We start from the raw sequence: 12,764 nt of genomic DNA on the forward strand, positions 1-12,764 counted from the left end.
CTGTTAACTAACTAGAGGGATCTTTTCATGAAGAAACTTATCGCCACTGCGGTGCTCTCCGCATGTTCTATGGCTTACGCCAATACCGACATTCCAAACTACAATACCGATTCTCATCTGTATGAATTCACTCAAACTTATGATTTAGTTGCGCCAAAAGGTTCGCAAGGACAAGCGAATCTGTGGGTGCCTTTACCATTTAATGGTGAGTATCAACAGGTAAAATCTATCCATTTTGAAGGTAACTATTTGGATGCCTATGTGACAGAAAACAACAAATATGGTGCGAAAACGCTCTTTGCGACTTGGGATAAAGATGCACAAAAACGCGATTTAAAAATCACAATGGTGATTGAAACCAAAGATCGTGAACCAATGGTTAAAGGTGCATTAGAAAATTACAAACCACCAAAAGATATTCACTATTCTGTTGATGTACAAGAATATTTAAAACCGACTCAACATATTAAAACTGATGGCATTGTGAAACAGTTCGCCGATAAAATTGTGGGCACTGAAACTAATCCATTGAAAAAAGCTGAGTTGATTCACCAATGGATCGTCAATAATATGGAACGTGATAATTCCGTTTTAGGCTGTGGCGATGGTGATGTAGAAAAAATTCTGACCACTGGTGTGTTAAAAGGTAAATGTACTGATATTAACTCTGTTTTCGTTGCACTTGCTCGTGCCAGCGGTATTCCTGCTCGTGAAATTTTCGGTATTCGTTTAGGTGCAGCGGATAAAATGGGCAAATACTCCAAAGGTGCATTCGGTAGCGCGGACGAACATGGCGTAGCAAACGTAAGCGGTGGTCAGCATTGTCGTGCTGAGTTCTATCTTGCGGGATTCGGCTGGGTGCCTGTTGATTCTGCAGACGTGGCCAAAATGCGTTTAGCAGAGAAAAAATCGGTTGATGATCAGGATACACAAGCCGTTGCCAAATACTTATTCGGTAACTGGGAAGCAAACTGGGTAGGATTTAATCATGCTCGTGATTTCGATTTATATCCACAACCAGAACTTGCTCCACTCAACAACTTTGGCTATCCGTATGCTGAAGTGGGCGGCGACCCGTTAAATTCCTTTGACCCGAAAGAATTTAAATATGACTACATCTCTAAAAAGCTCTAATAAATCTTTTTGGGTTGCGATTGCCACCGCACTAAGTGCTGCGGTGGCATCAACCTTGTGCTGCATTGCGCCTTTAATCTATTTAGTATTTGGCGTGTCATCCACATGGTTGATTGGCTTGGGTGAATATGATTATTTACGCATTCCTATGCTTATCGTTTCATTATGCGCCTTTGCCTACGGCTTTTGGTTGCTGATGTTTTCAAAAAAAATCATTTGCAGCAAATACATTTCCCGTAAAAAGCTCATTGTTTTGTATTGGATTGTATTTATCGTCATGCTCTTTTTCTTAACTTATCCAACCATTTTACCGTGGATTTTAGAGCTTTCTAATTAGGAACAAAAAATGAAGAAATTAACGACCACACTTTTGCTTTCATTATTCACTTTATCTATCGCACAAGCGGAAGAAACAAAGCAACTTGTGCTAAAAGTGAATGAAATGAACTGCCAGCTTTGTGCTTATTTAGTGAATAAAGAGTTACGCAATATTGATGGCGTGATTTCCACTAAAGCCTCCATTAAAGATAGAACTGTGACTGTTGTGGAAGATCCAAAAGTTGCTGATGAGCAGTTAATTAATGCAATTCATAAATTGGAATATACGGCGGAAGTGGTTAAGTAACCTGATAAAAAATAAAAGTGCGGTCAATTTTTGAGAGGTTTTAAAACTCTTTAGAAATTAACCACACTTTTTTATCTTTCGATAATCAACTTATTTAATCACGCCACATGCCATACGTGGGCCGCCACCGCCAAGTGGAGCTGGATGATCTGAGTGATTATCACCACCCGCGTGGATCATAATAGAGTGACCACGAACTTCATCTAATTTTTTAAGACGAGGCGCTAAAACAGGGTTAGTTGCTGTACCATCATGTAATACAGTTAAAGCCGGTAAGTCACCTAAGTGAGCATCATCTTGCCATGGATAACCGTGTTGTTTTGCACCTTTAGGATCCCAGTGACCGCCAGCCGCTAAACCTGCGGTTAATTTACCGTCTTTTTCTTTTGGATCACAGCTTGGATTTTCATGAATGTGGAAGCCATGTAAACCTTCAGCTAAACCTTGTAGATTTGGTGTAAATACTAAACCATAATTTGATTCAGTAATAGTTACAGTCCCTACATCCTTGTTACCATTTGCAGGATCTAATTGTTGTACTTTTACTTCGATTGAAGGACCTGCTGGTTTTGCCATATGGTCATGTGCATTTGCCACGCCAGCAGCACAAATTCCGCTGATTGCTAATGCTAAGAGAGTTTTCATTTTCATCATAAGCTCCTTTACTTTAGAAAGACTCAAATTGATTCTACCTAAATACCAATAAAAAAATAGTGGTTTATATTAAGAATTGAACGATTAAATTGATTTGATTTTCCTATTGACCGAAAATTAAGATACTGATTATTAATTATTTTTGCGTTTCATTGTAGTACTGATACGCTTTATCCATATCTTCAAAATGATGCATGATGCCATTTTCCAATACTACCGCATTATCACAATAAGATCTCATTGCACTGGGACTGTGTGAAACCAAAATAATTGAACGATCTTTGCGCTTTTCAAATAACTCATACTTACATTTCTCTGCAAATCGCGAATCCCCTACCGCAATAACTTCATCAATTAAGTAACAATCAAATTCAACAGAAAGAGAAAGGGCGAATGCAAGTCGAGCTTTCATCCCGGAAGAATATTTCTTCACTGGCTCATACAGATAATCGCCTAATTCAGAAAATTCTTTTGTAAAACGAGTGACATATTCAGGATCAACATCATATAAACGGCAGATAAAACGCAGGTTATCCATACCGGTTAAGCTACCCTGAAATGCGCCACTAAAAGCTAATGGCCAAGAAATACTCATTGAACGCTCAATGGTACCGCTTGTTGGTGGTTCAACGCCACTAATCAAGCGGATGAGGGTTGATTTTCCCGCACCATTCCGACCTAGGATCCCAATTTTTTCACCTTTTTTCAGCTCAAAATTGATATCTTTTAATACCGTTTTCCAACCGTTATTAGTGTGATACTTTTTGCACACATTATTCACACGAATCATTGCGGCTCAATCCCTTTACTAAAGTTTTTAACCATCACCAAACCAATTAGTAATAAAGCCAAATCACTTATAACTAAAAATCCAATACTCTCATAAGTAACTATCGTATCTCCAAAGTAGCCATGACGAAACATTTCTGTGCCATGAATCATTGGAAGCCAAAGAGCAATAGATTGAGCTTGAGCTGGAAGATTATGTACAAAGAAAAATGCTCCTGAAATGGGTAACAATACAAAACTGAGCGTTCCCCACACTTTACCAAAAACCTCAAATTGCTGAGCGATAGCACAAATAATTAGGCCTAAGCTAAAAGCAAACATAGCCATGAGAAACCATGCAATAAGCATATAAAACACATCTTGCGGAGCATCAATCCAACCGATCATCACCAGGATTACCATAAAAAGAATTTGAGCAATAGAAGCCCCCGCTACCTCCAGTAAAACTCGTGTAAAAATAGTATCTAACACACGAACATTTCGATGATAAAGTAAGCTAAGATTTGCTGAAATTGATCCTATTGCACGATTCGAAGCATTGCGCCACATCATCGCCATAGGGTAGCCTGTCATGACAAAAGCAATCATATTTAAAGTTGAAAATTTATCAGCACGAATAAATTTCCACATCATCACAATAAAAAAAGTCATGAGTAAAGGCTCAACAAATAACCATAGAAAGCCAATATTTTTACGCCCATAACGAGTGATTATTTCACGCATAAGTAATGCGTTAATCACTCTCCCTTGAATCGCTAATGATTGTTTAAACGTTGTTTGATCACCATATTGCATTAGTTTTTATGCTCTCTTACGCTTGCGATAAGTAAACTCAATACACCATATAACATTAAACCGACAATAAAGGTCGCAATGATATTATAAATACGACTTGGCTCTAATGCCCAGTCAGGTTTACTTGGTTGGCTAATTATTTCTAAATAAAGTTGTTGGCGATCGGCTTCTCCGCGAGTGTTTTGTAAAGATGTCATCGCTGCGGTCAGTTGTTGTTGAGCAAGCTCATTGTCTAAGACTAAACGTTGATAATCTGCAGTTTGTGTTGCAGCTGAATTTCCATTACCTGATAATTGACGTGTTTGTTCATCAATTTCTCTTTTCAAACTTTTCTGGCGCATTTGTAATGCGGGTACTTGCGGGTTATCTGGCGTGATTGAAATTAATTGTGCTAATTGAGTTTCAACTCGGATTAATTCACTTTTCAACGTTGAAATTAATGACATTTGCACGCCAGATTGAGCCGGCAAATCAAAAATTTTATTTTTGATACGATATTGACTCAATGCTTGTGCACTTTCATTCACATTTTTCTCTGCATCTTTTACTGCCTGCTCAGCAAATTCAATCGTATCTTTTCTTGCACGCTCATTTAATCTATTGATTAATGATTCACCTTCTTTCAATAAGCGCTCATTGATTTGATAACCTTCTTCAGCATCAAAAGCATGCACTCGCAATGTTGCAATGCCTGAAATAGAATCCACATCGACACTCAAGCGCTCTTTAAAATAACGATAGAATGCTTCTTGTGTATCATTCAAACCAACCCCATTAAAGCGGCTTAATAAATCGCCTTTTTCAGAATAAAAAGTACGAAGAGGTAAACTTTGCTCTAATGCGAATAGTGCTGTACGTGAACGCATATACTCTTGCACAGAGTAAGTATCATCCTGTGAACGAGAAAACCCCGTACTTTGCAATAATGCTCCAACTCCGCTTAAAGAAGACTGACTACGAGGAGAACGTACTACAAAACTAGATTCTGAAACATAAATATCAGACGCAAACAGTCCAAAATATACTGCAGAAAAGGCCGTTGGAATCAATACAGTTAATCCAAAAAGCGAATTCATTTTATTCCAAAGTGATTTCTTCTTTTTCTTCGGTGTCACTGGGTTTTCAGTTGTCATGTTATCCCCTTAAATTAATAATTTCTGATCGTATTGGTCGTACTCGTTACCGGAGAGGTAATCGAGAAAATCATTCTCAAGAATTTTTGGAATTCTGAAAGTGGTGCATTCGACACATATACAATATCTTTATCTTGGATAGGGAAGCGTTGTAATAAAAACATGGTTTCCGGTTGTAATAAATTCGCACGGTATACGGTTGGCACTTCCATGCCATTACCATACCCCTTAGCCGCCCATTCTTGCTGTGCTTTAGAGTCTAATTGTGCAAATGGCATATAACGGAATACAAAGACACCTCGTGGGTCTGAACGCGTATCAATCAAACCGCCCATTTTACCAATCGCTTCAGCAAGCGTAATACCACTGCTAGAAAAACGTAACTGTTGGTTATTACCTACAGCGCCTAGTCCTGTAAATTTATATGGCGTATTTAAAAGTGAAACCACATCGCCTGCACGTAATATAATATTTTGCTTAGGATCGGCAATTAAGGTTTCAAATGCCAATGTTTTCACTTGGTTTCCTCGCGTAAGCTGAACAGTCACATCTTCAATATTTTCTGTTGATCCACCTACCGCAGCCACTGCATCTAAAACACGTTCATCATTTGCAGTTAATGGCATACGCACAGTACTACCTTGACGAATAACAGTCACATCTGAGGAATTATTGTTGGCTATTTTTACAACAGCCTGTGGTTGATTTGCTTTACGTCTAAGGCTTGCCACAATTTGAGCTTGAATAACCTCTGGTGTCTTACCTGCAACACTAATATTTCCAACAAATGGTACAGTCACCGTACCATTTTTATTTACAATTTGTGAAGGTAATTGTGTAACATGGCCACTGCCCTGTCCTTCACTACTAAAGGTTGTGCCAAATAATACTGCTGGAGGCGCTTCCCAAATGGAAATCTCTAATACATCACCCACATTTACAGCACCAGCATAACCGCGACTACCAGACACATCTGCAAACCCTGAAAAGCGTTGACTTTGTTGTGCCATGTACATTTGTTGCACAAGTAATTCATTTAAATCAACGACATTAACTTTTGTCGCTAATTCCGATGCATCAGCCCCTTGGTTCATATCCAACACTGCAGAATGGCTCGGCCCCGAAGTAGGTAGCGAAGAACAAGCGGACAGTCCAAATATCAAGGCAAAGCTGACCGCTTTTAATGGATAATTTTTCATTGAATATCTCATCTCATAATTAGGAATAAAAACGTCAATCTTTGACAAATACTATACAAATCATTTTCGCCCATATTCGTGAAAATAATTCTACCGAGTATAACATTTATTCAATCAGGAATAAAAAATTTTATCCCCTCTTTAAGGTTAATACAATTTATTCATTGTTTATATTTTTATGAATCTCACAATAATTTAAATTTACATTAATTTACTTTTTTGGTACTGACAACTTATAATAAATAGGCTAAAATCGCCAGCTACAACTTAAACTAGCCTCTATACAAACAGCAAGTAAGGCTAATAATGATTCTAAAATATATATTAGAGTTAATATATTAAATATAATTAGTGAAGTTATATTAATATGAAAAAACTAAAAAAATTAGTTACAAAACCCCACATATTCTTTCGGGATGCATTGAATAATAAATATCCTATTATAAATAATGAACAAGGAATTAAAGAATTAGATGAACGAGCAGTTGTTTCCCATCAAGAAAATCTGGAGAAACTAGAAAACTCACTAATGAATACATCAATACCTATTGATGTCGTTTTCACATGGGTTAATGATAAAGATGAAAAATGGCAGGAAAAGAAACAGCACTATTCGAAACTAGCAAACAACTATGCACTCTATGCGAAAGATAATGCCAGATTTGAAGAACATAACGAGCTATTTTACTCTGTCAAAAGTGTACAAAAATTCTTACCTTGGGTACGGTATATTTTTATCGTAACGGATAATCAAATACCACATTGGCTTAACAATGAAGATCCCCAAATTAAAATTGTGGATCATCGTGAGATCATTGATCACGATTATCTTCCTACGTTTAATTCACATGTTATTGAGGCTAATCTACATAAAATTCCAAACCTAAGTGAACATTTTATTTATTTTAATGATGATGTATTTGTAGCTAAACCTTTACAAAAAAGCCATTTTTTTAAACCTAATGGGCTATCCTCTATTTTCCTATCCATTAAAAACTTAGATAAAATGTATGCAAAAGGTACAACTACGCCTACATTACTCGCTTCAATGAATTCAAGACGCTTATTACGAAAAATGTATGGGCAAGAATTAAACATACAAACACCACTAATTCACTCCTATATTCCACTCAAGAAAAGTGTTTTTGAAAAAATATGGAGTGTGTTTAAAGAAGAGATTGAAAGTTTTTTATCAAATAGATTTAGGGGTAAAAACGATCTTAATCTCGCTACTTTTTTTGTACCTTATGCCATGTATTTAGAAGGGAAAAGTGTTCTTACACCTGAAATTTGCTATTACTTTAATATTCGCTCCGCAAATGCTAAGGCACAGTATAAAAAGTTACTAAAGAAAAAACATTCATCAAATCAACCGCACTCTTTTTGTGCTAATGATTTTAATGGGAAAAAACATATATCAAATTATAATGAACAATTAGAAAAAGTTTTAGAAACATATTACAAATAGGATAAGATTTATGAGTAAAATCAATAGAAAAATTAAGAAACTAATGAGAGATCCTAAATTATTCTTTACAGATATGTATAAGAAGCGTAAAAACCAAATTAAAAAATACTACCCTCTTAAAACTCAAGGAATTAACCAATACACTGTTGTATCAGCAGCATATAATGTTGAAAAATATCTTGATGAATTTTTTTCTAGCTTAATAAAACAGAGTCTCAATTTTAAGAATCATATTCAGCTAATATTAGTTGATGATGGTTCTACCGACTCGTCTGCAAAAATTATAAAAAAATGGCAGAAAAAATTCCCTCATAATATTAAATATATTTATAAAGAAAATGGAGGACAAGCATCGGCACGTAATTTAGGACTAGAATATGTTCAAACTGAATGGGTCGTATTTACGGATCCAGATGACTACTTACATACCGATTATTTCAAATCTATTGACTCACAGCTACAAAAAAGACCAGATCTAGCTATGATAGCTACTAATATGCTATTTTTTATGGAAAATCAAAATATCGTAAAAGACACTCACCCTCTTAAATTTAGATTTAATGATGATACATATGTAAAAATATCGAATTTAGATAAGCTAATTAATCTATCTGTAGCTACTACATTCTTTAAAATGTCTGAAATTCGTAAGAATAAGGTTTATTTTGATAACAGAGTAAAACCTAATTTTGAAGATGGAAAATTTATTGCTGATTATTTATTTAACCTTCAAAGCGGTTATGCTAACTTTTGTAAATCTGCAATCTATTTTTATCGAAAAAGAGAAGATAGCTCATCTACTCTAGATGGTTCTTGGAAGAAGACGGAAAAATATTCTAATATTTTTGAGTTCGGATTTATTCCTATGCTAAAAAATTATAAGGATAAATTTAAATACATTCCTAATTTCATTCAAAAAACTGCCCTGTATGATTTGGGTTGGTATATTCAATATTTATTAAATTCTCCAGAAAAAATTAATTTTCTTGACAACAATGCTAAGCAAAAATTCTATCATTTTATAGATGAAGCATTTTCATTTATTGATGAAAAAAACATCATGGAATTCGGGATGGGGGGAATCTGGATGTTTCACAAAGTTGGAATGCTTGGCGCATTTAAAAATGCAGAACCACCATTCCAAATGGCTTATATTGAAAACATAGATAGAGAACAAAAACAGATACTAATCAGCTATTTTACATATTTTGATTTCCCTTTTAGTATCGAATCTAAAACGGGAGAAGTTTTTCCAGAATATTTAAAAACTGTAAAAAACACATTTAATGATAAGCTTTTTGTGTATGAAAAGAGACTTTGGGTTCCATATGGCAATCTTCCATTATCTGAAAAATTTAAAATATCTCTTAACGCTAAAAATATGCGTATATCTATTCGTGGAAAGATCTTTAATAATGGTATCTCTCCAAAAGAAATTGAAGAGCTATTTACATATTCTGAAAAATATCTGAGTGATGGTAGTTGGCTACTTATGGATCGAGAAACGAAAGCTGATGACAATGCAGAACACTTATACCGTTACATAATAAAAAATTATCCTAATCAAACTTGTTATTTTGCATTAAATAAAAATTCTCCAGATTGGAATAGACTCTATAAAGAAGGATTCAAATTAGTAGAATTTGGAACGAATGATTTTAAAAACAAGTTATCTAGAGCAAGTAAAATTATCTCAAGTCATTTAGAAGCACATATCAATGACCATTTTGGAGATTTATATGAATTTAGTAAGAAATTTGTATTCTTACAACATGGGGTAATAAAAGATGATTTATCTAGATGGATTAATACTAAAAAGAATCTACATTGTTTTGTAACAACTACTCAACCAGAATATAACTCAATAGTAGAAAACCTGAATAAATATAAAGTAACAGAGAAAGAAGTCGTTCTAACAGGACTTCCGCGATATGACAGCCTTTTAGCTAAAAAAATAGATAATAGTAATCAGATCCTGATTATGCCAACATGGCGAAATAATATTGTTGGAACTAGCACGGCGGCTGGAGCAAATACTCGTACCATCAATAAAAATTTTATGGAAACCGAATATGCTAAACATTGGTGTAGCCTACTTCATTCATCAGAGTTGAAAAAAATGATTGATGAATACAACTATGAGGTTATTTTTGCACCACATGCGAATATTCAACCGTACCTCAATCAATTCAAGGTTCCTAAATATATAAAATGTTGGTCTGGAGAAAGCGGGGATAAAAGTATACAAGATTTATTTGGTGAGTCCTCTATCTTAATAACTGACTACTCTTCTGTAGCATTTGACATGGCTTATCTGAATAAAGCAATTGTGTACTATCAATTTGATAAAGAATCTTTCTTCTCAGGGAATCATACTTATCAACAAGGCTATTTTTCATATGAAAAAGATGGCTTCGGTCCCGTTTTATACACAGAAAAAGAACTTTTATCAGCATTATCTTTAATTATTAAAAATAATGGAAAACCTAATAAATTATATGAGAAGCGTATAAAAGAGACATTTCCGTTTCAAGATCAAGGAAACTGTGAGCGTGTTTATCAGGCAATTATAAACCTAGATCGTGATAGCAATCGGAATAAACTTCCTATTATTGAATCGATGATAGAACAAGCTGAGAAATATCAGAACTGGAGACTTGTTGAGACTCGTACTAAGTTAATACTTGATTTCAACTACTTTTCGACTAGAAAAGAAAAAGCAAAATATGAGAATAAGTATTTTACTGCTTTATTTATGAATAATAAATTTTTGAACTATTAGATTCTCTAAATAATAGCAGCATTACATTCAACCAATTAGAATATTGGAAAGCTAAGATTGATTTACAATTTGGTAAACCCGAAAATTATATTTCATATTTTGCTAAAAACAATACATCATCTATTAATGATAATTTATTAGCTTTAATATACTCGGCATATATCAAACAAGAAGATGCTTATAAACAAATTTTAGGAAAAGTTAAGAAAAGTAAATATTTGACAGAAACTCATGAAAAATGCTTCTTCTGGCAAAAGAAATTTATTTGAATAATCTTGAATCTGGATTATATATTATCGATGCCTTATTAGAGCAGATACCTAAAAATGAAAAAGTTCTATTTAAACTAGAATTGCTAGCATCATATCTTTGTATGAAACTATTTAGATTAAAAGAAGCTAACCAATATCTTGTTCAATATGAAAAATATGCTGTGAATGACCAAGCTTGTCGTATAGCAATTGCACGGTTAGCAAAAATAAATAACAATAAAGCAAAATTAGTTGATCAACTAGATAAAGCTTTCGAAAAAAATATCGAGTTAATGCCAAAAGATCTCTATTTTGATTATTTATCTGGAATAAAAATGATAGGCAAAAACAAAATATCTATTAGATAAATTAGCCGAGAAAGATATAGCTGATATCTCATTGTTTGATCTTAAAATAAATATATTATTTAAAGAAAACAGATGGAAAGATATTGTCGAGGCTATGAAAAATAGTGAGCCTCATAGTGAAGAAATTAATGATATATATATTCATTCATTAATTAAAACTGGAAAATTAGATAAAGCTATTTCTATTTTCCAGAATCTAGCTCCTAGAAAACGCTATACTTACTGGAAACTCGCTTCAGAAATGGCTGAAAAAAATAAAGATTATAAAACACTTAGAATGTGTCTAAAAAATCAATTAGACTTAACTAATTTACTATCATAGGAATTAACTAATGTTAGAAAATAAATTTACTGCATCTAATGGTGTTGAGATTACATATAAGCAAAAGAAAAACAAATTTGATTTTAAACATCTAATTTTTGTTTTTTCTGGATTCTTAAATAAAACACCGGGTAATTATGATTTCATTAATGCTATGAGTGATTGCCCGGCTGAAGTTATCTGGATAAATGATAGCTTCGATAACATGTATACCTATTATCTATGTGTCAATATGGATTTTAAGATTGAAGAAGCTATCAAAGAATTTATGATGCAAAAAATTCAAGAGCGTAACCTTTCATATTCACAGGTTACGACAACTGGCTACTCTAAAGGTGGAAGTGCTGCACTTTACTATGGTTTATCCATGGGAATTAAAAATATTGTTACTACTGTTCCACAAATGAAAATTGGGAGCTATGTAGCTAATAATTGGAAAGAAGTAGCAAGCCATATGATGGGGGAAGATTATCAAAATGCCCATATTAATTACTTAGATAAATTACTTGTAAAAGTATTAAAGCAAGAGAAAGACTTTAATAGAAATATCTATCTCCTAACCTCTGAATCAGACATTCAATACAACACGGAGATCAGACCTTATTTAGAGGATTTTGCGAAGTATGACAACTTTAACTTAATGAAATCGTTTTCTGTATTTGTAAGAGAGCATAATCAAGTAACTTCTCATCATACGGCGCTATTACTTAGCATTTACTATGCTTTAGCATCGGAAGCTGTACCAAGATTTAATCAAGGGGAAGTTAATTTCTTTGGAAGCCAGCCTTGTCCGAAACCAGACTCAAACAGTAAAGAAACTTTTGTTGATTTAAGAACATTTGGGTTAAAAGAGAATACTATTTTCGTGGAAGGAGTAGCTATTATTAGAGGTACTCATCTTCAAGAATATTCTGATGTGGATTACCATTTAATATTTACTGAAAAAAATAGTAAGAAAGAATATATTAAACCGCTTGCAAAAACACATAAACCGCATTTAACAAGAGAGCTCTTTGATGGTAATTTTGTTGTTTATGACAAGGGGTGGTTTACAACATATCAATATAAAGGGATTAATATCTCTGATATTCCAAAAGGGACTTATCAATTAAGCATTAATATAAATACTAAAAATAATAATATTAGAGCTCCAATACAAAGTATGAAAAACATTAAAGAAAACATTGAGAACATTCACTTTGAGTGTAGCAAAACTGAAGCCACTTTAATGATTAAATAATTTA

At 33.8% G+C, this 12,764-nt stretch carries 13 protein-coding genes; 8 read left to right on the forward strand and 5 right to left on the reverse strand.

Annotation, left to right across the window (positions count from 1 at the left end; all coding sequences use genetic code 11):
- Positions 1-27 precede the first annotated feature (27 nt).
- From QQS40_RS09485 to QQS40_RS09495, 3 genes are read left to right on the forward strand one after another with little or no spacing between them, the layout of a single operon-like run.
- On the forward strand, positions 28-1,134 hold the full coding sequence (locus QQS40_RS09485; protein WP_289901691.1) for a transglutaminase-like domain-containing protein: 1,107 nt from the start codon (positions 28-30) through the stop codon (positions 1,132-1,134).
- Positions 1,109-1,471 carry a mercuric transporter MerT family protein gene (locus tag QQS40_RS09490; protein ID WP_005695901.1) on the forward strand — a complete coding sequence of 121 codons (363 nt, stop codon included), beginning with the start codon at positions 1,109-1,111 and terminating at the stop codon, positions 1,469-1,471. The genes QQS40_RS09485 and QQS40_RS09490 overlap by 26 nt, the downstream gene beginning before the upstream one ends.
- A gap of 9 nt (positions 1,472-1,480) precedes the next feature.
- Positions 1,481-1,759, forward strand: a complete 279-nt coding sequence (locus QQS40_RS09495; RefSeq protein WP_289901690.1) for a heavy-metal-associated domain-containing protein — start codon at positions 1,481-1,483, stop codon at positions 1,757-1,759.
- A 90-nt stretch (positions 1,760-1,849) separates the two neighbouring features.
- Here the strand turns inward: QQS40_RS09495 and sodC are convergent, their stop codons facing one another.
- From sodC to QQS40_RS09520, 5 genes are all read right to left on the reverse strand, one after another.
- Positions 1,850-2,410 carry a superoxide dismutase family protein gene (sodC, locus tag QQS40_RS09500; protein ID WP_005695896.1) on the reverse strand — a complete coding sequence of 187 codons (561 nt, stop codon included), beginning with the start codon at positions 2,408-2,410 and terminating at the stop codon, positions 1,850-1,852.
- Positions 2,411-2,549: 139 nt separating this feature from the next.
- On the reverse strand, positions 2,550-3,203 hold the full coding sequence (gene bexA, locus QQS40_RS09505) for a capsule polysaccharide exporter ATP-binding protein BexA (protein WP_329504979.1): 654 nt from the start codon (positions 3,201-3,203) through the stop codon (positions 2,550-2,552).
- Entirely contained in the window at positions 3,200-3,997 is a 798-nt protein-coding gene (bexB, locus tag QQS40_RS09510) for a capsule polysaccharide exporter permease BexB (RefSeq protein ID WP_329504981.1), read from the reverse strand. Before bexB ends, bexA begins: the two co-directional genes overlap by 4 nt.
- On the reverse strand, positions 3,997-5,130 hold the full coding sequence (gene bexC, locus QQS40_RS09515) for a capsule polysaccharide exporter BexC (RefSeq protein ID WP_329504983.1): 1,134 nt from the start codon (positions 5,128-5,130) through the stop codon (positions 3,997-3,999). The genes bexB and bexC overlap by 1 nt, the downstream gene beginning before the upstream one ends.
- A gap of 14 nt (positions 5,131-5,144) precedes the next feature.
- Positions 5,145-6,329: a polysaccharide biosynthesis/export family protein gene (locus QQS40_RS09520; RefSeq protein WP_329504985.1), complete on the reverse strand. Its 1,185-nt coding sequence runs from the start codon at positions 6,327-6,329 to the stop codon at positions 5,145-5,147.
- Positions 6,330-6,696: 367 nt separating this feature from the next.
- Between QQS40_RS09520 and QQS40_RS09525 the strand changes: the two genes are divergently transcribed.
- The 5 genes from QQS40_RS09525 (at position 6,697) to QQS40_RS09545 (ending at position 12,760) form a co-directional block, all read left to right on the forward strand.
- A complete protein-coding gene (locus QQS40_RS09525) occupies positions 6,697-7,797 on the forward strand; it encodes a stealth family protein (RefSeq protein WP_329504987.1) in 1,101 nt (366 codons plus the stop codon).
- 10 nt (positions 7,798-7,807) lie between these two features.
- Positions 7,808-10,579, forward strand: coding sequence for a CDP-glycerol glycerophosphotransferase family protein (locus QQS40_RS09530; protein WP_329504989.1), 2,772 nt, complete (start codon positions 7,808-7,810; stop codon positions 10,577-10,579).
- 265 nt (positions 10,580-10,844) lie between these two features.
- Complete coding sequence (locus tag QQS40_RS09535) at positions 10,845-11,198, forward strand: hypothetical protein (RefSeq protein ID WP_329504991.1); 354 nt, start codon at positions 10,845-10,847, stop codon at positions 11,196-11,198.
- 31 nt (positions 11,199-11,229) lie between these two features.
- Positions 11,230-11,520, forward strand: a complete 291-nt coding sequence (locus QQS40_RS09540; protein ID WP_329504993.1) for a hypothetical protein — start codon at positions 11,230-11,232, stop codon at positions 11,518-11,520.
- Between the two features lie 10 nt (positions 11,521-11,530).
- On the forward strand, positions 11,531-12,760 hold the full coding sequence (locus QQS40_RS09545) for a hypothetical protein (protein ID WP_329504995.1): 1,230 nt from the start codon (positions 11,531-11,533) through the stop codon (positions 12,758-12,760).
- Positions 12,761-12,764: the final 4 nt, after the last annotated feature.

It is taken from the genome of Haemophilus parainfluenzae, from assembly GCF_036288925.1.
Classification (GTDB): Bacteria; Pseudomonadota; Gammaproteobacteria; order Enterobacterales; family Pasteurellaceae; genus Haemophilus_D.